This window comes from Aquibium carbonis, assembly GCF_003970795.1.
GTDB classification, from domain to species: Bacteria; Pseudomonadota; Alphaproteobacteria; order Rhizobiales; family Rhizobiaceae; genus Aquibium; species Aquibium carbonis.
The window spans coordinates 90,914-113,013 of the sequence record NZ_RWKW01000020.1 but is presented as its reverse complement, the minus strand read 5'-3'; the positions used below and the strand labels follow the sequence as shown (position 1 = coordinate 113,013).

Here is a 22,100-nt window from a genome sequence, read left to right as displayed (position 1 = left end):
GCGCGAAAGCGCCGGCGCGCCCGCCAGCGCCGCCTCGAGCTCATGCCGCGGGGCCGCGACGGACCAGGCGCGCCGCAGGGCCTCGCCGCGTGTCACCGCGACCAGGTTCACGGCCTGCCCGGACCGGATCGGGTAGGCCACGACATGAAAGCGACGATGCAGGAAGGCGGTGACGACGGAGCCGGACAGAACCGGGCCCTGGCCCTCGGCCGGCTCGCCGCGATGAAGCGTCGCGCGCCAGGCCGTCAGGCCGGAAAAGGCGCCGCGCTTGTCGTCTTCCGTTCCGCGCATCGTCGACCACACGCCGTCGGCGGCGATGACCAGGTCGCCGGCGGCCTCGATGATCGAACCGGCCTGGTCGATCGACAGCGTCACGCCCCGCGCATGGTAGGCGGCATCGCGAACCGCGGCGCCGGTCGACAGCCGGATCGACGGCTCGCGCTCGACGCGGCTCAACAGCGCGCTTTGCAGATCCGCACGATGAACCGTGAAATAGGGCGCGCCCCAGCGGGCCGCCGCCGCCGCCCCCAGCGGCACGCGGGCGATCTCGCGCAGCGACCTGGCGCGCCGCAGGACGATCGCCTCCGGCTGGACGGACACCGCGCGCAGACGCTCGATCACACCCAGGCGGTCGAGAATGCGCGTCGCGTTGGGAGAAAGCTGAAGCCCGGCGCCGACCTCTTCGAGCTTGCGCGCCTGCTCGAACAGGTGGACGGAGAAACCCCGACCGGCGAGCGCCAGCGCGACGGTCAGCCCGGCAATGCCGGCGCCCACCACCAGGATCGGTCTGTCTGGAGACAAGGTCTTCAAGCGGGCAAACCGCCCCGGGTCACGCCGCGCGCGTCAGGTAAACGCAGCCGGCCGGACGGGTCTCGGCCGCATGCAGCGCGGCGTTGTAGCGATAGAGGGTCGAGCAGTAGGGGCAGACCTTCTCGACGTCGTCGCCCATGTCGAGGAAGACGTGCGGATGGTCGAACGGCTCCGTCGCGCCGACGCACATGAACTCCTTGACCCCGACCTCCACCACCGGATGGCCGGCGTCGTTCTGGAAATGGGGAATCGTGTGTCCGGCCATCATCATCTCCTGGAATGCAGCGTGCCGGGTGGTGACGCCCGGCACGCATCTGTATCATAATCGGCTTGTTTGCAAGCCTGTGATATCACTCCGTCACGAGGCCTCGCTACCGAATCGTGGCCGCCAGTCGATGCCGCGCGCGAGCGCAAGGATAGGGGTGTGAACGTGACTGAAATGGAAGCTCCAGGTCCCGAGCGAAGCGATTTCCAGAAGGACGTGCCGCCCGGCCCGGTCATGGCCGAAGGCAACCCCGACCGGTTCGTGAACCGCGAGTTCTCCTGGCTTCAGTTCAATCGGCGGGTGCTGGAGGAATCGCAGAACGGGAACCATCCTCTTCTGGAACGCGTCCGCTTCCTGTCGATCTCGGCCGCCAATCTCGACGAGTTCTTCATGGTGCGCGTCGCCGGCCTTGCCGGCCAGGTGCGCGAAAACATCGCGACGCTGAGCGCCGACGGCCGGACGCCGGAGCAGCAGCTGGAACAGCTCCTGGTCAAGGTGGGCCGCCTCCAGGAAGACCAGCAGGCCTGTTTCTCGTCCCTGCTCGCCCTGCTCGAACCCGAGGGTATCCAGCTGGTGGGACGCGAGGCGATCACGCCCGCCGAACAGCGCTGGCTCGAGCAGCATTTCGACGCCGAGATCTATCCGGTCATGACGCCGCTCTCGATCGACCCGGCGCATCCGTTCCCGTTCATCCCCAACCTCGGTTTCTCGATCGCGCTCGACCTGCGCAACCTGCGCGACGGCTATCGCATGACCGCCCTGTTGCGTCTGCCCGTCGCTCTGAGGCGCTTCATCCGGCTGCCGGGCGACGAGCGTTCGATCCGCTTCATCACGCTGGAGGATGCGGTGGGGCTCTTCGTCGACAAGCTCTTCCCGGGCCACGAGGTCATGGGCATGGGCACGTTCCGCATCATCCGCGACAGCGATCTCGAGGTCGAGGAAGAAGCCGAGGACCTCGTGCGCTTCTTCGAGACGGCGCTGAAGCGCCGCCGCCGCGGCTCGGTGGTCCGCATCGAGTTCGACCGCGACATTCCCGAGGCGCTGCGCGGTTTCGTCACCAGCGAGCTCGGTGTCGCGGCATCGCGCGTCAGCCTTCTCAACAAGCCGCTGGCGCTCAACCAGATTTCCGAGATCGTCGGCGTCCAGCGCGACGACCTGAAGTTCAAGCCCTACAATCCGCGCTTTCCCGAGCGCATCCGCGAGCATGGCGGCGATTGCTTCGCGTCGATCCGCGAGAAGGACATCCTCGTCCATCACCCCTACGAATCCTTCGACGTGGTGGTGCAGTTCCTGCGCCAGGCGGCCGCCGATCCGGAGGTCGTGGCCATCAAGCAGACGCTCTACCGAACCTCCAACGACAGCCCCATCGTGCGCGCCCTGATCGACGCGGCCGAAAGCGGCAAGTCGGTGACCGCGCTGGTGGAGCTCAAGGCCCGCTTCGACGAGGAGGCCAACATCCGCTGGGCGCGCGATCTCGAACGCGCGGGCGTGCAGGTGGTGTTCGGGTTCCTCGAGCTGAAGACGCACGCCAAGCTGTCGCTGGTGGTGCGCCGCGAGGACATGAAGCTGCGCAGCTACGTGCATGTCGGCACGGGCAATTATCATCCGATCACCGCGCGCATCTACACCGACCTGTCCTATTTCACCGTCGATCCCGCGATCGCGCAGGATGTCGCGCGCATCTTCAACTTCATCACCGGCTATGCCGAGCCGGCCGAGGAGATGCGGATCGCCGTCTCGCCGTTCACGCTGCGCCAGCGCATCCTCCAGCACATCGCCGACGAGATCGGCCATGCCAAGGCCGGCCGGCCGGCGCAGATCTGGATGAAGATGAACTCGCTGGTCGATCCCCAGGTCATCGACGCGCTCTACGAGGCGGGCCGGGCCGGCGTGGAGATCGACCTCGTCATTCGCGGCATCTGCTGCCTGCGCCCGCAGGTGCCGGGCTTGTCCGACAACATCCGCGTCAAGTCGATCATCGGCCGCTTCCTCGAGCACAGCCGCATCTTCTGTTTCGGCAACGGCCATGGCCTGCCGTCCGACGAGGCGCTGGTCTATATCGGGTCGGCCGACATGATGCCGCGCAATCTCGACCGCCGGGTCGAGACGCTGGTGCCGCTGGTCAACCGGACGGTGCATGAACAGGTGCTGGGCCAGATCATGATCGGAAACATCATGGACAACCAGCAAAGTTTCGAAGTACTGCCCGACGGCACCTCGCGCCGGATCGTTCCGGAGGAGGGCGAGGAACCGTTCAACGCGCAGGAGTATTTCATGACGAATCCCAGCCTGTCGGGCCGCGGAATGGCGCTGAAATCCAACGCGCCGAAACGCATCGTGCGGCAAGCGCGCCGCAAGAAGGGCAAGGCGACCACCGCCGCATGATCGCAAATTCCCAGGGGCGCCTGCAGAATCGCCAACCCATCTCCATCATCGACATCGGTTCGAACTCGGTTCGCCTGGTCGTCTACGAAGGTGTCGCGCGCGCGCCCACGGTTCTCTTCAATGAAAAGATGCTGGCGGGCCTGGGCAAGGGGCTGGTGTCGACCGGGCGGCTCGATCCGGACGCCGTTCGCCGTTCGATGGAGGAGTTCCGCCGCTTCCGGGCGCTGTCGGAACAGGCCGGTTCGCGGGAACTGCACGTCATCGCCACCGCCGCCGCGCGCGAGGCCGACAACGGCGCCGACTTCATCCGTCGGGCCGAGGAGGTGCTCGGCACCGAGATCCGGGTCCTCACCGGTCGCGAGGAAGCCTATTACTCGGCGCTTGGCGTCATCTCCGGCTTTCATCCCGCCGAGGGGATCGTCGGCGACCTCGGCGGCGGCAGCCTGGAACTGGTCGACGTGCGCGGCGAGGCCATCGGCGACGGCATCACGCTGCCGCTCGGCGGCCTGCGGCTGCACGACATGTCGAAGGGCTCGATCCTTTCAGCCGGGCGCATCGCCAAGCGCGAACTCGCCCGCGCCGAGCTGCTGAAGCAGGGCGAAGGGCGCAACTTCTACTGCGTCGGCGGCACGTGGCGAAATCTCGCCCGGCTGCACATGCACGCCACCGGCTACCCGCTTCACGTCATGCACCACTACCAGATGGACGTGGCGGGTTCCGCCTCTTTCCTGAAGCGGGTCGCGCGCGGCGACATCGACAAGATGAAAGGCATCGAGCGCGTCTCCAAGAACCGTCGCGGCCTGCTCGCCTATGGCGCGACCGTGCTGAACCACATCATCTCGGTGATGAAACCCGGGAGCATCGTCATCTCCGCGCTGGGCGTGCGCGAGGGCTATCTCTACTCGCTGCTGTCCGACGCGGAGAAGGCCGCCGACCCGCTGATCTCCTCGTCCGAGGAACTGGCGCTGCTGCGCGCCCGCTCTGTCCGGCATGCGCATGAACTGGCGGACTGGACCGGCGATGCGTTCCGGGCCTTCGGCGTGGAGGAAACCGAGGACGAGGCGCGCTATCGCCGCGCAGCCTGCCTGCTGGCCGATATCGGCTGGCGCGCGCATCCCGACTATCGCGGCACGCAGTCGCTCAACATCATCGCCCACGGCGCCTTCATCGGCGTCGACCATCCCGGCCGGGCCTACATCGCGCTGGCCAATCTGTTCCGCCACGAGGGCCTGTTCGACGATGCGGCCGAGCCGCGCATCCGGGCGCTCGCCACCCCGCGCTATCGGGAGCGCGCGCGCCTGCTCGGCGCCATCCTGCGGGTGGTCTACCTGTTCTCGGCCTCGATGCCCGGCGTCATCCCGCAACTGCGCTGGGAGGAAAACGATCGAGGCGGGCTCACGCTGGTGATCCCGCGCTCGCATGCGGCCCTGCTGGGCGAGCGGCCCGAGGGCCGTCTCCAGCAGCTCGGGCGTATCACCGGCAAGCTGCTCGACATGCGGGCCGAACAGTAGGGCAGGGCGGCGGCGCGGTCGGGCCGGCTCGCCCGCCGCCCGCCTCAGATATCGAAGACCGAGACCTTGCGCTCGTCGAACTTGAGGGCAAGCCGGCCCTGCACGAGCTTCAGCGCCTTGTCGCCGAAGACCTCGCGTCGCCAGCCTTGCAAGGCGGGCACGTTCGCCTTCTCGCCTTCGGCAGCGATGCGCTCGATGTCGTCGCTCGACGCCAGCATCTTGGCCGCCACGTTCTGCTCGTCGGAGACGAGCTTGAGCAGCACCTTGAGGAGTTCGCCCGCCGCGGCCGAGCCTTCGGGCGAATGGTTCTGCTGAGGAAGGCGAGGCATCTGGTCCTTCGGGATGGCGAGCGCGGTGTTGACGGCCGCGAGCAGGCCGGTGGCCTGGCCCGACCGCTCCCAGCCCTTGGGGATGGTGCGCAGGCGGGCGAGTGCGGCGGCATCGCGCGGCTGCTGCTGGGCGACTTCGTAGATGGCGTCGTCCTTGATGACGCGTCCGCGCGGCACGTTGCGCTCGCGCGCCTCGAACTCGCGCCATGTCGCCACCGCCTGCAGCACCGCCAGTTCCTGCGGCTTGCGCATGCGCATCTTGAGGCGCTTCCAGGCATCTTCGGGATGCGGGTCGTAGGTGCGGCGCGCGGTGAGGATCTCCATCTCCTCCGTGAGCCAGCCGGCGCGGCCTTCCTTTTCGATTTCGTCCTTCAGCTTCTCGTAGACGTCGATGAGATGCGTCACGTCGGCCAGCGCATAGGTCAGCTGCTTGTCGGTCAGCGGCCGCTGGCGCCAGTCGGTGAAGCGCGAGGACTTGTCGATCTGCCCGCCGCTCAGCTTCTGCACCAGCTGCTCGTAGGAGACGCTGTCGCCGAAGCCGCAGACCATGGCCGCGACCTGCGTGTCGAACACGGGATGCGGAATGAGATTGCCGCGGTTGAAGATGATCTCGATGTCCTGCCGGGCGGCATGGAAGACCTTCGTCACCCTCTCGTTTGCCATCAGATCGAAGAACGGGCCGAGATTCATGCCCGGCGCGAGCGGGTCGACCAGCGCGGTCACGCCCGGCGCGGCCATCTGGATGAGGCACAGTTCGGGCCAGAAGGTCGTCTCGCGAATGAACTCCGTGTCGACGGTGACGAAGGCGGATTTCGACAGTTCGGAAACGACGGAGGCCAGCTCGTCGGCGGTCGTGATCAGATGCATCCGTTTCCTTTACGGGATTCGCGTCGCGGAGTCTTCAGCATGGCAACGGGGTCGTCTGACCTTGCCGGCCAACGATGTTACTTGCCCGGGCCGCCCTTGTCGCCACTTCGCTTCGCCAGCCGTGCGAACATGGTCGAGGTGCGCAGCAGCGCCGTGAAACGGCCCCGGCGCTCGGCCGGAACGCCGCCGCGCGCGATCATGCGGTAGAGGATGAAGCCGATGAAGACGGCGTAGACGACGGCGGTGAAGACGAACAGGAAGTTCGGGCCGTAGAACTCCATCGCACTGGAGGCGGCGAAGGGGCCGCCGATCGCTCCGAACGAATAGAAGAGCATCAGCGCGGCGTTCACCTGAACGAATTCGCCCTTGCCCGCCCGGTCGTTGGCGTGCGCCGCCGAGAGCGAGAAGAGCGGCATCGCGAAGGATCCGAAGATGAAGACCAGAGCGAAGTTCGTCGTCGGGTTGGTGCCGCCCACGGTCGCCAGTGCCACGGCTGATCCAAGCGCGCACACCGTGGTCAAGAGCAGCACCTTGCGGCGGTCCCAACGGTCCGACAGGTAGCCCAGCGGATACTGCATCAGCGCGCCGCCGATGATGCCGACGCTGACGAAGACGACGACATTGGCCACCGACATGCCGATGGCTTCGGCATAGACGGGCGAGAGCGTTCGAAACGCGCTGTTGGTGACGCCGATGGCGATGCAGCCGATCGCGCCGAGCGGCGAGATGCGCCAGACGCGGCCAAGGTCGAGCTTCACGTCCTCTGGCGGCGCGGGGTTGGAGCGGTCGCCGAGCGACACCGGAACCAGCGACAGCGTGATCATGATCGACATGACCGCGAAGATCGCGAAACCGTCCGCGCCGATCGCCGGGATCAGGAATTGCGCGCCCGTCACCGAACCGATGTCGATGATGCGGTAGAGCGCCAGGACGCGGGCGCGGCTGTCGTTGGACGCGCCGGAATTCAGCCAGGCCTCGATGATGGTGAATAGCCCGGCGAAGCAGAAGCCGGAGAGGAAGCGGATGGCCGACCAGACGACGGGGTCGATCATCAGGACCATGAGCAGCGTCCCGGCCGACGCGATGGCGGCCAGTGCGGAGAAGGCGCGAACGTGTCCGACGGCTTTCATCATCCGCGAGATGGCCAGGCAGCCGATGAGGAAGCCGCAGAAATAGGCCGTGCCCATCAGGCCGATGGTCGAGGCCGGGAAACCCTCCTGCGCGCCGCGCAACGCAATCAGCGTGCCTTGCAGTCCATTGCCGCCGAGCAGGATGCCCGCGGCAAGGAGGAGTGGGATCAGCGGCCGGATGGAGGACATTGCGGGCACTTGCACGAGAAGGACGGCGAATGATGGACTGCCCGTGTCAGCACCGGTTGTGCCAAGGAGACCTATTCGGTTGAAGGAACGACGGATGCGGGACGAGGGCGACGCGCTCCGCTCGCGCCTCGGCATGAGGATGACAGGTCGGCTTCCTCCCGGCTCGCCCCAATTTGCAGAACTTGACGCACACAACCCTGCGCTCCGGCTCCGCCCCGGATGACGAACAGGAGAGGGACGCGGTGCCGGGTGGGGCAGGGCCGCAAGAGCGAAGCAAGCGGACGCAGCGTCTTGTGACGCGTTTATCAAGTCCTTTCGGACCCATGGTTCGCGGACGTTCCGCCATGATCCTTGCCCGCTGGACCCGCGCATGCTCCTTCATGCCCGCCGCTCCATTCTTGACAAACCACCCCGCGCATGCGCTTTTCGCGCGGATTTTGGAGGGCCGGGCGTTCGCCGTCTGCGGCCCCGTCATCGTTTCTCGAGAAGACCGGACATCCTCATGCATCGCTACCGCAGCCACACCTGCGCCCAACTCCGCAAGTCCGACGAGGGCACCACCGCGCGCCTGTCGGGCTGGGTTCACCGCGTCCGCGACCATGGTGGGCTGCTGTTCATCGACATGCGCGACCATTACGGCATGACGCAGATCGTCGCCGATCCGGATTCGCCGGCCTTCAAGGTGGCCGAGACGGTGCGCGGCGAGTGGGTGATCCGCGTCGACGGCAAGGTCAAGGCGCGCACGCCCGAGACGGTCAACGCCAACATGCCGACGGGCGAGATCGAGCTCTATGCCGACGAGATCGAGGTCCTGTCGACGGCCAAGGAACTGCCGCTGCCGGTGTTCGGCGAGCCGGACTATCCCGAGGACATCCGCCTCAAGTACCGCTTCCTCGACCTGCGCCGCGACACGCTGCACAGGAACATCGTGCAGCGCACGAAGATCATCGCCGACATGCGCCGCCGCATGACCGACGTCGGCTTCACCGAGTACTCGACGCCGATCCTGACGGCCTCCTCGCCCGAGGGCGCGCGCGACTTCCTCGTGCCGTCGCGCATCCACCAGGGCAAGTTCTTCGCCCTGCCGCAGGCGCCGCAGCAGTACAAGCAGCTCCTGATGGTGGCGGGCTTCGATCGCTACTTCCAGATCGCGCCGTGCTTCCGCGACGAGGACCCGCGCGCCGACCGGCTGCCGGGCGAGTTCTACCAGCTCGACTTGGAGATGAGCTTCGTCACCCAGGAAGACGTCTGGACGACGATGGAGCCGGTGATCCGCGGCGTGTTCGAGGAATTCGCCAACGGCAAGCCGGTGACGCAGACCTTCCAGCGCATTCCCTACGACACGGCGCTGCGCAGATACGGCTCCGACAAGCCGGATCTGCGCAATCCGATCGAGATGCAGGCGGTGTCGGAGCATTTCGCCGGCTCCGGCTTCAAGGTCTTCGCCAACATCCTGGCCAACGACCCGAAGGCGGAGGTGTGGGCGATTCCGGCCAGGACCGGCGGTAGCCGCGCCTTCTGCGACCGGATGAACGCCTGGGCGCAGCAGCAGGGCCAGCCCGGGCTGGGCTACATCTTCTGGCGCAAGGAGGGCGAGGCGATCGAGGGTGCTGGCCCGCTGGCCAAGAACATCGGCCCGGAACGCACCGAGGCGGTGCGCACGCAGCTGGGTCTCGGCGATGGCGACGCCTGCTTCTTCGTCGCCGGCGACCCGCAAAAGTTCTACAGGTTCGCCGGCGAAGCGCGCACGCGGGCCGGCGAGGAGCTGAACCTCGTCGACCGCGACCGCTACGAACTCGCCTGGATCGTCGATTTCCCCTTCTTCGAGTGGAACGAGGAGGAGAAGAAGGTCGACTTCGCCCACAACCCGTTCTCGATGCCGCAGGGCGGCATGGAGGCGCTGGAGAACCAGGATCCGCTGACGATCAAGGCCTACCAGTACGACCTGGTCTGCAACGGCTTCGAGATCGCGTCGGGCTCGATCCGCAACCAGTCGCCCGAACTGATGGTCAAGGCCTTCGAGACGGTCGGCCTGTCGAAGGCCGACGTCGAGGAGCGCTTCGGCGGCCTCTACCGCGCCTTCCAGTACGGCGCGCCGCCGCATGGCGGCATGGCGGCCGGCGTCGACCGCATCATCATGCTTCTGGTGGGGGCGAAGAACCTGCGCGAGATCACGCTGTTCCCGATGAACCAGCAGGCGCAGGACCTGTTGATGGGCGCGCCTTCCGAGGCCCTGCCGGCGCAGCTGCGCGAACTCGGCGTGCGCGTCATCCCGCAGAAGAAGGACGAATAGCCCGATGGCGACCGGCGCGCGCGTCCTGGTCACCGGCTTCGAGCCGTTTCCCGGCGCGCCGGTCAACCCGACCGAGACACTGGTGGCGGCGCTGCGGGCCGAGCCGCCGGCTTTCGACGGCGTGGCGGCCTTCCGCGCCGAGATCCTGCCGGTCGACTTCGACGCGGTCGGCCCGCGTCTCTCGGCGATCGGCCGCGATTTCGCGCCCGACATCGCCATCCATTTCGGTCTCGCCAACGAATGCGCCGGCTTCCGGCTGGAGCGCCTCGCCCGCAACCGTTTCCTCGCCGACCGGCCCGACAATGCAGGCGTGCTGCGGGAGGCCGGCACGGTCTGCGACGGCGCGGAGACGTTTGCGTCTAGACTGCCGCTCGAGGCGATCCACGCCCGGCTTGCCGCCATGGGCCTGCCGGTCGAATGGTCGGACGATGCCGGCGGCTATCTCTGCAACATGGTGTTCGTTCTGTCGCGCGCCCACGCCTGCGAAGGCTTTGCCCCCGGCATGAGCGGCTTCGTCCACGTGCCGCTGACGGGGGAGGGCGCGGCCTTCCGGCTCAGCGACGCCGGCCTGCTGGCCGGCGCGCTGGCGGTGGTGGGGGAGTGCGTGGAGGCTTGGCGAATGGCGAATAGCAAATGGCGAGTAGTGATTAGCGAGTAGCGAGTAGCTGGGGGCGGATAGAGGATTGCTTCCGTGCGAATCCTCTAACAATCCATTCGCCATTCGCCATTCGCCATTCGCCCACTCACCACCCACTCACGCCCTCACTCGTTCGCCGCGATGCCGAAGCCGAGCTGCTGCGGCAGCGACTGCGGCGCCGTCATGGCGCCGGCCGCGAGCAGCGCGAACGGGATCGGGTTCGCCGGCGCGATGCGGATTTCCAGGCTCTCGGGATTGTCGAGAAACGTGTTCACCGCGGCGCTCACCGCCGCCGTCAGCTCCGGATTGCCCACCTGCGCCAGGGCGAACGGCAGCACCGCCTTGGCCTGGTTCTTGATGTCCGAGGGCTGCGCGCCCTGCTGCGCGGCGACGAAGGACAGCACCTTGTCGGTCAGCTTGTCGTCGTCGAAGCGCACGGTGGCGCCATGCAGGTTGATCTGCTGCATGAGGCCGAGCATCGCCATGCTCTGCGCCGACTGGTCCTGGCCCTCGGTCGCCGCCATCCTGGTCTGGATGTCGCGCAGCGCCTGGATGAACTGGGGCGTGTAGCCGCTGATGTCGAGCGTCATGCCGATCGTGCCGGCGTCGGTGATCGACGTGTCGTACTGGTCCAGGATGAGGCGGCCGTCCTGCGGATCCCAGGTGCCGGTCATCTCCACGTAGCCCTTGAGCGTCTGGTAGCCGAGCGCGTTGATGACCGCCTTCGACTGCGGGTCGTCGACCATGGCGAGGTTGATGGAAAACTCCTCGACCGCGCCGCCGAACGTGTAGCTGCCATCGTCGGCGGCTTCCATCTCGGCGTGCAGCTGGCGGATCGCGACGATCTCCTGTCCGCCGCCATAGAAGGTCAGCTCCCCGATGTCGGCGCTGTCATAGAACATCACCGTGTTCATCGCGTCGGCCGATCCGGTCTCGGGCAATTGCAGTCCGGTCATCGACACGCCGCTGATCGACAGCGTCATGTCGTCCTGCGTGCGGTTGTAGCCGGGCATCGTCACACTGCCGACGACGATCGTGTCGCCGTCACGGCTGATGTCGGACAGGGCGACGTCGCCGATCGGCGCTGCGCCGTCGAGACCCTCCATCGCGGCGCTGACGCCCTGCAGGACGAGGCCGTCGCCCTGTTCGGTAACCCCGGTCCAGGAAAGCTGGATGCCCTGATGAGCGAAGATCGCCTTGATCCGCTCGCCCACCTCGGCCGCGCTCTGCGCATGGGCCATCTGCGGGAGGGCGGCGAGCACGAGGCCGCCAATGGCGAGGCTCCTGAGTTTCGACTTGAGATACGTCATCATCTGTTCCCTGAGTTGGTCGCGCCTTGGCGCAGTCTGATTGGTCGACGCCGATATCGTCAGGATGATGTCTAGATCGGCATATCGCGCACCATCTGTAAACTTCGCCACTTTCGAAGGCGTAACGACCCCTTCCGCGAAAGCGTTCCGAACCGGCAGGCCGCACCGGGGCCAGCGCGGTGTCGAAACGTGTCGGAAAGGCTTGACGATCGCCGCCGGATCGCTTGCTCCGAATCGCCTGATTCGCTAACTGCCGCATATGTCGAAATCGCAAACGCCGCCGAACTCCGGCGATGACAGTTCAGGCATCGAGCCCGTCGACCTGAAGAAGGCGCTGGAAGAGCGCTATCTGGCCTATGCGCTGTCGACCATCATGCACCGCGCGCTGCCCGACGTGCGCGACGGCATGAAGCCGGTCCACCGCCGCATCGTCCACGCCATGCGCCTGCTCCGCCTCAATCCCGACCAGCGATTCGCCAAATGCGCCTCGATCGTCGGCGAGGTGATGGGCAAGTTCCACCCGCATGGCGACCAGTCGATCTACGACGCACTGGTGCGTCTCGCGCAGCCGTTTTCGGTGCGCTACCCGCTCGTCGACGGGCAGGGCAATTTCGGCAACATCGACGGCGACAACGCGGCCGCCATGCGCTACACCGAGGCGCGCATGACGGAGGCGGCGACCGAGCTGCTGTCCGGGATCACCGAGGACGCGGTCGACTTTCGCGCCACCTACAACGAGGAGAACGAAGAACCGACGGTCCTGCCGGGCGCGTTCCCGAACCTGCTCGCCAACGGCTCGACCGGCATTGCCGTCGGCATGGCCACCTCGATCCCGTCGCACAACGTGGCCGAACTCGCCAAGGCCTGCCTGCATCTGATCGACCACCCCGACGCCGCCGTCGAGGATCTGCTGACCAAGGATCCGCATCCCGAGGATGCCGACGAGAACATGGTGCGCGGGCCGGACTTCCCGACCGGCGGCATCATCGTCGACCGCTGGCCGGCGATCGTGGAGGCCTACAAGACGGGGCGCGGCTCCTTCCGCGTCAGGGCGAAATGGGCGGTGGAGGACCAGGGCCGCGGCACCTGGACCATCGTCGTCACCGAAATTCCCTACGGCGTGCAGAAGGCCAAGCTGATCGAGAAGATCGCCGAGCTTCTTCTGGCGCGAAAGCTGCCGCTGCTCGACGACGTGCGCGACGAGAGCGCCGAGGACGTCCGCGTCGTGCTGGTGCCGAAGAGCCGCACGGTGGACCCGGCGATCCTGATGGAATCGCTGTTCAAGCTGTCCGAGCTCGAAAACCGCTTCCCTCTCAACATGAACGTCCTGTCGCGCGGTCGGGTGCCCAACGTGCTGTCGCTCAAGGAAGCGCTCCAGCAATGGCTCGACCACCGCAAGGAGGTGCTCGTCCGCCGGTCGAGGCACCGGCTGGCCGAGATCGAGCGGCGGCTGGAGATCCTCGGCGGCTACCTGATCGCCTATCTCAACATCGACGAGGTGATCCGCATCATCCGCGAGGAGGATGAGCCGAAGCCGGTGATGATGGCCCGCTGGAACCTCACCGACGTGCAGGCCGAGGCGATCCTGAACCTGCGGCTGCGCGCCCTGCGCAAGCTCGAGGAATTCGAGATCAAGACCGAGTTCGACAAGCTGACGATCGAGAAGGCGCAGATCGAGGCGCTGCTCGCCTCCGACGCCAAGCAGTGGAAGACCATCCGCTGGGAGGTCGAGCGGCTGCGCGACCGCTTCGGCTCGCGCACCGAGCTCGGCCGTCGCCGCACCCAGTTCGCCGACGCGCCCGAGCATGACGAGACGCACATCCAGCAGGCGATGATCGAGAAGGAACCGATCACCGTCGTCGTCTCCGAAAAGGGCTGGCTGCGCGCCCTGAAGGGGCATCTGGCCGAGTTCGACAGCCTCGCCTTCAAGGAGGGCGACAAGCTCAAGCTCGCCTTCCACGCGCAGACCACCGACAAGATCCTGGTGCTCACCACCGGCGGCAAGTTCTACACCATCGGCGCCGACAAGCTGCCCGGCGGGCGCGGCCATGGCGAGCCGATCCGCATCATCGTCGACATGGAAAACGACCAGGACATCGTCACCGCCTTCGTCCACGACCCGGAGCGCAAGCTGCTGGTCGCCTCGCACGAGGGCTACGGCTTCGTGGTGCCCGAGGCCGAGGTGGCGGCCAACACCCGCAAGGGCAAGCAGGTGATGAACGTCAAGGCGCCCGACGAGATGTCGAAATGCCTGCCCGTGTCCGGCGACCATGTCGCCATCGTCGGCGAGAACCGCAAGATGCTGGTCTTCCCGCTGGCGCAGATCCCGGAGATGACGCGCGGCAAGGGCGTGCGCCTGCAGCGCTACAAGGACGGCGGCGTCTGCGACATCAAGACCTTTTCGCTCGATGCCGGCCTCACCTGGACCGACTCCGCCGGCCGCGCCTTCGTGAAATCCAAGGACGACCTCGTCGAATGGACCGGCGACCGCGCGTCGGCGGGGCGCATGGTGCCGAAGGGATTTCCACGGACGGGGAAGTTCTCGTAGAAGTACGAGGATTGGAAACCTGATCGGAACTCGTCCAATGACCCATCCCGCCGACATCCATCCCGCCGACATTTCCGTCGACGAGGAAAAAGACCTCGTCGAGAGCACCGAGCGCGGCGAGTGGGTTTCCGTCGGACTCACCGACGAGCGTCGGGAGTTCTGGAAGTCGGCCGCCCGCTCTGTGATCGACGGCAAGCGTCGGCGCATCTCGATCGCGGTCCCGGAGCGCGATCTGGCGCGACTGAAGACGCGCGCCGCGGAAGAGGGCATGCCCTACCAGACGCTGATCAACTCCATCATTCACAAGTATTTGCAGGGGAAGTGATCGCTCACCCCCGCGCCACCGCCACCGCCCGGATCTCCATCAGCCCGCCCGGCACGATCAGCTCGCTCACCCCGATCGCCGTCCAGGCTGGCCAGGGCTCGCTCAGATAGCGGTCGCGGACGGTCATGAACGTCGCCATGTGGCGGGCGATGTCGACGTGGTAGGTGGTGATTTCGACCACGTCGGAGAGATCGCAGCCCGCTTCCGCCAGGATCGCCTTCAGCGCCTCGAAGGCGGTGGCGAACTGGGCCTCCGGGTCCTTCACCGCCATCAGCGCGGCGAGCGGCGCGTCCGCGTCGGCGAGCGTCGCCTCTGCCCCCTTCAGCCCGTCTTCGCCCGGCGTCTCGCCGCCCGGGCTGGTGCCGACGATGCCCGAGCAGAAGACGAAGCCGTTGGCCACCACCGCCGGCGCGAAGTGCCACTGATCGTAGACGCCCCTCAGGGATGCGGGAACGATGGGTCTGTGCATGCGGTTCTCCTCGCTCGGAAATGCGGCGACAGTTTACCTGTTTCCGTGTTCGCCGGGTCCGGCAAGACTGCGTCATGGTGGAAACAGGTAAACTGTCCCCGTATTTCCGCCTTCCCGTCGCTCGACCTTTCGCCCCGCGCTTCCATATCAACCGCTCATGCCCGGCACGCTCCGCTTCCTCCTCGGCGACCAGCTGTCCCGATCGGTTTCCAGCCTCGACGGGCTCGATCCGCACGGGGACGTCGTGGTGATGGCGGAGGTGGGCGAGGAGGCGACCTATGTGCCCCATCACAAGAAGAAGATCGCCTTCCTGTTTGCCGCCATGCGCCACTTCGCGGACGATCTGCGCGGGGAGGGGATCACGGTCGACTACGCGGCCTTCGGCCAGGCGGGCGGGCCGGCGAGCCTGACGGAGGCGCTGCAGCAAGCGGTCGAGCGGCACCGGCCGGACCGGATCGTCGTCACCGAGCCCGGCGAGTGGCGCGTGCTGCAGGCCATGTGCGACTGGAGCGACCTGTTCGGCTGCCCGGTCGAGATCCGCGAGGATCGCCGCTTCCTCTGCTCGACGGAGGTTTTTGCCAGATGGGCGGAGGGCCGCAAGGACCTGCGCATGGAGTTCTTCTATCGCGAGATGCGCCGCAGCACGGGCTATCTCATGCGCGGCAAGGATCCCGAGGGCGGCGCCTGGAACCTGGACAAGGAGAACCGCAAGCCGCTGCCGAAAACGCTCGCCGTGCCCGAGCGCCCGTCCTTTCTGCCGGATGCGACCACGCGGCGCGTGCTCGACACGGTCGCCCGCGACTTTGCCGATCATTTCGGCGATCTCGATCCCTTCGACTATCCGGTGACGCGCGAGGATGCCCTGGTGGCGCTCGACTGGTTCGTCGAAAACGCGCTGCCGCTCTACGGCGACTATCAGGACGCCATGCGCACGGGCGAGCCGCTGCTGTTCCATTCCAACCTGTCGGCGCTGATCAATTGCGGCCTTTTGCTACCGGCCGAATGCTGCCGCCGCGCCGAGGACGCTTACCATTCCGGCGCCGCCCCGCTGAACGCCGTCGAGGGCTTCATCCGCCAGATCATCGGCTGGCGCGAATATGTGCGCGGCATCTACTGGCTGAAGATGCCGGACTATGCCGCCTCGAACGCGCTCGGCGCCGACCGGCCGCTGCCGGCCTTCTTCTGGACGGGCGACACGGACCTGAACTGCCTGGCGCAGGCGATTGGCGAGACGAAGGCCAACGCCTATGCCCACCACATCCAACGGCTGATGGTGATCGGGAATTTCTGCCTGCTCGCCGGGCTCGATCCGCGCGCGGTGCAGGAGTGGTACCTGCTCGTCTATCACGACGCCTATGAATGGGTGGAGATGCCCAACGTCGTCGGCATGATCCTGTTTGCCGATGGCGGCCTGCTGGCGTCGAAACCCTACGCGGCCTCGGGCGCCTATATCGACCGCATGTCCGACTATTGCGGCGGCTGTCGCTACGACGTGAAGCAGCGCGTCGGGCCGGACGCCTGCCCGTTCAACCCGCTCTACTGGGATTTCCTCGCACGCCATCGCCAGCGCTTTTCCGGGAACCGCCGCATGGCCATGATGATCGCCACGCTCGACCGGATGGAGCCCGGCCAGCTTGCGGCGATGCGCGCGACGGCCTCCGCCTTCCTCGACGATCTGGGCTGAACGCGAAAGCCCGGCGAGATGCGGGATCGGCCTCGCCGCAGCCACGGCTCCTGACACCGCGCTGTCGGCAGCAACACAACTTTACAATCGCGACCATTGGCAAGCCAACCGTTCCGCGCCATCTGTGCTGTCGCGAGCCCGTCATCCGTCGCGGTCCGCCCATTTTGCACTGCACCATCTTGACGGAGAACGATCGTTCGCATAAATTGAGAATGATCATTCGCATAAATCGGATGCAGATGCCTGTTTTTCACTCCTCCGCCGGCGAAGCGGCGCTCCTCGACACGGAGGCGGCGACCTCGCGCACCGAGCGTCGTGACCAGCAGGTCGCGCGCATTCTGGATGCGGCCAAGACCTGCTTCGTACGCTCCGGCTTCCAGGGCGCGTCGATGCAGCAGATCTGTTCGGAAGTGGGGATGAGCCCCGGCGCCCTCTATCGCTACTTTCCGTCGAAGGAGGCGATCATCGAGGCGATCACCGAGGCCGACCGGCGCCGCGACGCTGAGATCTTCTCCGTTCTGACGCTCGGCGGCGACGTCGTGGACGGCTTCGTCGCCGCCGCGATGGCCCATATCCGCTACATGCACGAAAGCGGCAACGCCCCGCTCTTCGCCGAGATCAGGGCGGAGTCGATGCGCAACGATGCCATCGATTTCGCCTGCAAGATGTCCATGAAGGACGTCGATGACAGCTTCCGCTCCTTCCTGCGCGGGGCCGTCGATCGCGGCGAGATCGATCCCTGCGCCGATCTCGACACCATCCTGCCCGTCATGGTCGCCTTCGGCGAAGGGCTGGCCATCAACGACCTGCCGGCGCAGGGCGTGGATTTCGAACGTCTCGAGGTCGTGATCCGCGCCATCGCCACGGCCGTGCTGCGACCGACGGGCCGCAGCACGGCTTCCTGATCCGACGTGCAGCCGGCGCCGTAGCATCGGCGTCGAACCAACAGCAACGCCACCGACCCGAGGCGCTCCGATGAAGAAAAGTCGCATCCTGGCCGTCGCCGCCATCGCCCTCGTCGGCGGCGCCGCGGCATTGGGCTATACCCAGACCGCATTGACCGCCGCCCCGGTGGAAGCCCCGGCGGACGCCGTCGCGGTGACCGCGCCGCCGGCCATTCGGGTGGTCGCAGCCGAGCGCCGCGAACTCGTCGAAAGGCTCGTCGTGACCGGCAGCATCGTCGCCCGGCAGGAGGCGGCGGTCGGCGTCGATCTCTCCGGCATGATCGTCCAGGAGCTCATGGCCGACCAGGGCGACACCGTGAGGAAGGGGCAGGTTCTCGCCTTGCTCGACCGGTCGATGCTGGAGACCCAGCTCGCTCAGGCCGATGCCAACCGCGCCCAGGCGGAAGCCAGCGTGGCGCAGGTCGCGGCGCAGATCACCGATGCCGAGATCGGCGTGCGGCAGGCCGCCGAATCGCTCGACAGGGCCCGCGAGCTGCAAAGGAAGGGCATCGCCGCCCAGTCTCAGCTCGACAATGCCGTGAACGCCTATGACAGCGCCGTGGCGAAGCTCGAATCGGCGCGCAAGGCGCTCGCCGCCTCGCAGGCGCAGCTTGGCGTCATCGACGCCCAGAAGCAGAACGTCGAGCTGCAGATCCAGAAGACGCAGGTCAAGGCGCCGGCCGACGGCCTCATCCTCGCCCGCAACGCCACGCTCGGCGGCATCGTCGGCGCCAGTGGCGGAGCGTTGTTCCGGATCGCCATCGACGGCGATCTGGAGCTTTCCGCCAGCGTTCCCGAGACGTCGCTGCCGCGGCTGAAGCCCGGCATGGCCGTCGAGGTCAGGGTGGCCGGCGCCACCGAGCCGACCCGCGGCGAGGTTCGCATGATCGAGCCCGAAGTGAACCAGACCTTGCGCATGGGTGTCGTGCGCATCGCGCTGGCCCAGGACGACGCGGTCCGCGTCGGCAACTTCGCCCGCGGTTCCATCGAGACGACGCGGCGCGACAGCGTCGCCGTTCCGCTGGCCGCGCTCGTCTACAAGGGCACGGACGGCTTCCTCCAGAAGGTCACGGACGGCAGGGTCGCGACGGTGCCGGTCTCGATCGGCGTCCGCACCGATGGTTTCGCGGAGATCGTCAGCGGCGTCGCGGCTGGCGACGAGGTCGTGTCGCGCGCCGGAACCTTCGTGGCCGATGGCGACCTGGTCAGGCCGGTGCGCCAGCAGGACACGGGAGCGGTCGCGCGATGAACATGAACTTCTCCGCCTGGTCGATCCGTAACCCGGTTCCCGCCGTCCTGCTCTTCATCGTGCTGACGGGACTGGGTCTCTACAGCTTCTCCAGCCTGCCGATCACGCGCTTTCCCAACATCGACATTCCCCTCGTCTCGGTCGTCGTCAAGGACCCGGGCGTGGCGCCGAGCGAGCTCGAGACGCAGGTGACCAAGCGCGTCGAGGACGCGGTCGCCAACGTGACCGGCGTGAAGAACGTCATTTCCACGATCACCGAAGGCAACTCGCAGACGGTGGTCGAATTCCGGCTCGAGATCGAGACGCAGACGGCGGTCCAGGACATCAAGGATGCCGTCGAGCGCATCCGCGACAGCTTGCCGGCCACCGCCGACGACCCGGTCGTCAACCGCGTCGAGGTGGAGGGACAGGCCATCCTGACCTACGCCGTCCAGGCCCCGGCCATGACGCTGGAGGAACTTTCCTGGTTCGTCGACGACGTGGTCATCCGCAAGCTGCAAGGGCTGAAGGGCGTGGCCCGCGTCGACCGCAATGGCGGCGTGACCCGCGAGATCAAGGTCGAGATCGATCCCGACCGGCTGCGCGCTCTCGGCGCCACGGCGGGCGACGTCAACCGGGCCTTGCGCGCGGCCAATGTCGACCTGACCGGCGGCAACGGAGAATTCGGCGGCCGCGACCAGACCATCCGGACGCTGGGCGGCACCCGCAGCATCGAAGGCTTGCGCAATCTCGAGATCCCGCTCGCGGGCGGGCGTCGCGTCGTCCTGGCCGACATCGCCACGGTGACGGATTCCTGGGCCAAGCCGAAGTCCTTCGCGCGGCTGAACAACCAGACGGTGGTGTCGTTCGGCATCTTCCGCGGCAAGGGCGAAAGCGATGTCGAGGTCAACGAGCGCGTGACCGCGGCGATCGCCGACCTGCGGCAGCTGAACCCGGAGGTCTCGTTCGCCAAGGTCGACGATTCGGTCACCTTCACCGAGGGCAACTACGATTCCGCGATGGAGACGCTGGTGGAGGGCGCGATCCTCGCCGTCATCGTGGTGTTCCTGTTCCTGCGCGACATCAGGGCGACGCTCGTGGCCGCCTCCGCGCTTCCGCTCTCGGCCATTCCCACCTTCTGGGCGCTCGACCTGATGGGCTTTTCGCTCAATCTGGTCTCCCTGCTCGGCATCACGCTCGTGGTCGGCATCCTCGTCGACGACGCGATCGTGGAAATCGAGAACATCGTTCGCCACATCAAGCTCGGAAAGTCGCCCTACCGGGCCTCGCTCGAGGCGGCCGACGAGATCGGCCTTGCCGTCATCGCCATCTCGGCCACCATCATGGCGGTCTTCGCGCCCGTTTCCTTCATGGGCGGCGTGGCAGGCCAGTACTTCAAGCAGTTCGGCCTGACGGTTGCCGTCGCCGTGTTCTTCTCGCTGCTGGTCGCGCGACTGATCACCCCGATGCTCGCCGCCTACTTCCTGCGCGGCCATGGCCATGAGGAGCCGAAGCCCGGCGCCGTCATGCGCGGCTATCTCGGTTTCCTGCAGACGTCGCTGCGCTTCCGCTGGATCACCATGCTGGCCGGCGTCGGCTTCTTCGCCGGCTCGATCTACGCGATCGGCCTGCTGCCGTCCGGGTTCATCCCGAAGGAGGATGCGAGCCGGATCGTGTTCTCGCTCGAGCTTCCGCCGGGAAGCCTGCTCGAAGACACCCGCGAGACGACCGACCGGGTCTCCGACATCATGCGCGAGCTTCCCGAGGTGGAGAACGTCTATGTGATCGGCGGGTCCAACCCGACCGGCACGCTGGAGCCGCGCCGCGCGACCGTCATCGCCGACCTCGTCCACAAGTCGCAGCGCGACATCAAGCAGGAAGAGATCGAGGAGATCCTCCTCCAGCGTCTCGAAGCGGTGCCGGACCTGCGCATCTACTTCGTCAACGATCGTGGCCAGCGCGCGCTCGAGTTCGGTGTCATGGGAACGGACGGCGGGCTTCTCGACAGTACCGCCCGCGAGATCCAGAGCGCGATGGTCCAGACCGGGAAGTACCGCGCGGTGACGTCGAATGCCGCGCTCGACCGGCCGGAGGTCATCGTCAAGCCCGACCTCGACCGCCTTTCGGAACTGGGCATCTCGACGGCGACGCTCGCCGAGACGCTGCGCATCGCCACCATCGGCGACATCGACGCCAACCTGGCGAAATACACGGTCGGCGACCGTCAGATTCCGATCCGCGTCCAGATCAACGAGGCCTCGCGCGACGACCTGTCCGTCGTCAGCGCGCTGCCGGTGCCGACGGCCTCCGGCTCGACGGTGCCGTTGTCGTCGGTCGCGACCATCAGCTACGGCCAGGGTCCGTCCTCGATCCAGCGCTTCAACCGCGAACGCCGCGTGGTCATCGGCGCCGACATGGCGCCCGGCTACGAGATCGGGGAAGGCCTGGCTCTCGTCAACGCGATGCCGCTGGTGCAAAACCTGCCGGCCGGCGTGCGCGTCCAGGAGACCGGCGACGCCGAGATCATGGGAGAGGTCTTCGCAGGCTTCGCGCTGGCGATGATCACCGGCCTGATGCTCGTCCTCGTGGTGCTGATCCTGCTCTTCGGCTCGATCTTCCACTCGGTCACGATCCTGGGGTCGCTGCCGCTGTCGATCGGCGGTGTCGTCGCCGGCCTCTGGCTCACCAACGCCGCCGTTTCGATGCCGGTGGTGATCGGCATCCTCATGCTGATGGGCATCGTGACCAAGAACGCCATCATGCTGGTCGACTTCGCCATCGAGGAGGTCCGGCACGGGGTTCCGCGCGCCGAAGCCATCGTCGATGCCTGCCGCAAGCGCGCCCGGCCGATCATCATGACGACGATTGCCATGTCGGCGGGCATGATCCCCGCCGCCCTGGCGCTCGGCGACGGCGGCGAATTCCGCGCGCCGATGGCGGTGGCGGTGATCGGCGGCCTGCTGGTGTCGACCGTGCTGTCGCTGGTCTTCATCCCCTCGATGTACACGATCATGGATGATGCCTCGATCTTCACCGGCCGCGTGATGCAATGGATCCTGCGGCCCAACGATCGGGACGAACCTGTGGAGGCGGAAGGCGCGACCGCCGCGCGGGTCGCGCATGAAGCGCCTCGCCCGGCGCCGGGGGCCATGCCGCTGGCCGCCGAATAGCCGGCG

General features: G+C 66.9%; 16 protein-coding genes. 10 read left to right on the top strand and 6 right to left on the bottom strand.

Annotated features, from left to right (window positions below):
• Both EJC49_RS06185 and EJC49_RS06180 read right to left on the bottom strand, forming a co-directional pair.
• Positions 1-801: FAD-dependent oxidoreductase (locus EJC49_RS06185; RefSeq protein ID WP_170314634.1), on the bottom strand; the 801-nt coding region annotated here is incomplete at its 3' end.
• A gap of 28 nt (positions 802-829) precedes the next feature.
• Positions 830-1,075 (bottom strand): zinc-finger domain-containing protein, encoded by a 246-nt coding sequence (locus EJC49_RS06180; protein WP_126698588.1) that lies wholly within the window; start codon positions 1,073-1,075, stop codon positions 830-832.
• Between the two features lie 174 nt (positions 1,076-1,249).
• Here EJC49_RS06180 and EJC49_RS06175 point away from each other — a divergent pair, with 174 nt between their 5' ends.
• Positions 1,250-3,460 carry an RNA degradosome polyphosphate kinase gene (locus EJC49_RS06175; protein ID WP_170314636.1) on the top strand — a complete coding sequence of 737 codons (2,211 nt, stop codon included), beginning with the start codon at positions 1,250-1,252 and terminating at the stop codon, positions 3,458-3,460.
• Positions 3,457-4,971: an exopolyphosphatase gene (ppx, locus tag EJC49_RS06170; RefSeq protein WP_126698587.1), complete on the top strand. Its 1,515-nt coding sequence runs from the start codon at positions 3,457-3,459 to the stop codon at positions 4,969-4,971. Before EJC49_RS06175 ends, ppx begins: the two co-directional genes overlap by 4 nt.
• Positions 4,972-5,015: 44 nt before the next feature.
• Here ppx and rnd read toward each other — a convergent pair whose 3' ends face one another.
• Both rnd and EJC49_RS06160 read right to left on the bottom strand, forming a co-directional pair.
• Positions 5,016-6,167 carry a ribonuclease D gene (gene rnd / locus EJC49_RS06165; RefSeq protein ID WP_126698586.1) on the bottom strand — a complete coding sequence of 384 codons (1,152 nt, stop codon included), beginning with the start codon at positions 6,165-6,167 and terminating at the stop codon, positions 5,016-5,018.
• A 77-nt stretch (positions 6,168-6,244) separates the two neighbouring features.
• Positions 6,245-7,486: an MFS transporter gene (locus EJC49_RS06160; RefSeq protein ID WP_126698585.1), complete on the bottom strand. Its 1,242-nt coding sequence runs from the start codon at positions 7,484-7,486 to the stop codon at positions 6,245-6,247.
• A 502-nt stretch (positions 7,487-7,988) separates the two neighbouring features.
• Here EJC49_RS06160 and aspS point away from each other — a divergent pair.
• Together aspS and EJC49_RS06150 are read left to right on the top strand one after the other, a co-directional pair.
• Positions 7,989-9,779, top strand: coding sequence for an aspartate--tRNA ligase (gene aspS / locus EJC49_RS06155; protein ID WP_126698584.1), 1,791 nt, complete (start codon positions 7,989-7,991; stop codon positions 9,777-9,779).
• 4 nt (positions 9,780-9,783) lie between these two features.
• Positions 9,784-10,437: a pyroglutamyl-peptidase I gene (locus EJC49_RS06150; protein WP_126698583.1), complete on the top strand. Its 654-nt coding sequence runs from the start codon at positions 9,784-9,786 to the stop codon at positions 10,435-10,437.
• Positions 10,438-10,541: 104 nt separating this feature from the next.
• On the opposite strand, the gene EJC49_RS06145 is transcribed toward EJC49_RS06150, so the two are convergent.
• Complete coding sequence (locus tag EJC49_RS06145; RefSeq protein ID WP_170314633.1) at positions 10,542-11,729, bottom strand: hypothetical protein; 1,188 nt, start codon at positions 11,727-11,729, stop codon at positions 10,542-10,544.
• Between the two features lie 256 nt (positions 11,730-11,985).
• Between EJC49_RS06145 and parC the strand changes: the two genes are divergently transcribed.
• Both parC and EJC49_RS06135 read left to right on the top strand, forming a co-directional pair.
• Positions 11,986-14,274 carry a DNA topoisomerase IV subunit A gene (parC, locus tag EJC49_RS06140; RefSeq protein WP_126698581.1) on the top strand — a complete coding sequence of 763 codons (2,289 nt, stop codon included), beginning with the start codon at positions 11,986-11,988 and terminating at the stop codon, positions 14,272-14,274.
• Positions 14,275-14,311: 37 nt separating this feature from the next.
• Positions 14,312-14,599, top strand: a complete 288-nt coding sequence (locus tag EJC49_RS06135) for a DNA-binding protein (protein WP_126698580.1) — start codon at positions 14,312-14,314, stop codon at positions 14,597-14,599.
• 4 nt (positions 14,600-14,603) lie between these two features.
• Here EJC49_RS06135 and EJC49_RS06130 read toward each other — a convergent pair whose 3' ends face one another.
• Positions 14,604-15,068 carry a RidA family protein gene (locus tag EJC49_RS06130; RefSeq protein WP_126698579.1) on the bottom strand — a complete coding sequence of 155 codons (465 nt, stop codon included), beginning with the start codon at positions 15,066-15,068 and terminating at the stop codon, positions 14,604-14,606.
• Positions 15,069-15,225: 157 nt separating this feature from the next.
• Here EJC49_RS06130 and EJC49_RS06125 point away from each other — a divergent pair, with 157 nt between their 5' ends.
• From EJC49_RS06125 to EJC49_RS06110, 4 genes are all read left to right on the top strand, one after another.
• A complete protein-coding gene (locus EJC49_RS06125; protein ID WP_126698578.1) occupies positions 15,226-16,752 on the top strand; it encodes a cryptochrome/photolyase family protein in 1,527 nt (508 codons plus the stop codon).
• A gap of 233 nt (positions 16,753-16,985) precedes the next feature.
• Positions 16,986-17,657 (top strand): TetR/AcrR family transcriptional regulator, encoded by a 672-nt coding sequence (locus tag EJC49_RS06120; RefSeq protein WP_170314632.1) that lies wholly within the window; start codon positions 16,986-16,988, stop codon positions 17,655-17,657.
• 70 nt (positions 17,658-17,727) lie between these two features.
• Positions 17,728-18,945: an efflux RND transporter periplasmic adaptor subunit gene (locus EJC49_RS06115; RefSeq protein ID WP_126698576.1), complete on the top strand. Its 1,218-nt coding sequence runs from the start codon at positions 17,728-17,730 to the stop codon at positions 18,943-18,945.
• Complete coding sequence (locus EJC49_RS06110) at positions 18,942-22,094, top strand: efflux RND transporter permease subunit (protein ID WP_245453286.1); 3,153 nt, start codon at positions 18,942-18,944, stop codon at positions 22,092-22,094. Before EJC49_RS06115 ends, EJC49_RS06110 begins: the two co-directional genes overlap by 4 nt.
• The last annotated feature ends 6 nt before the right edge of the window (positions 22,095-22,100 follow it).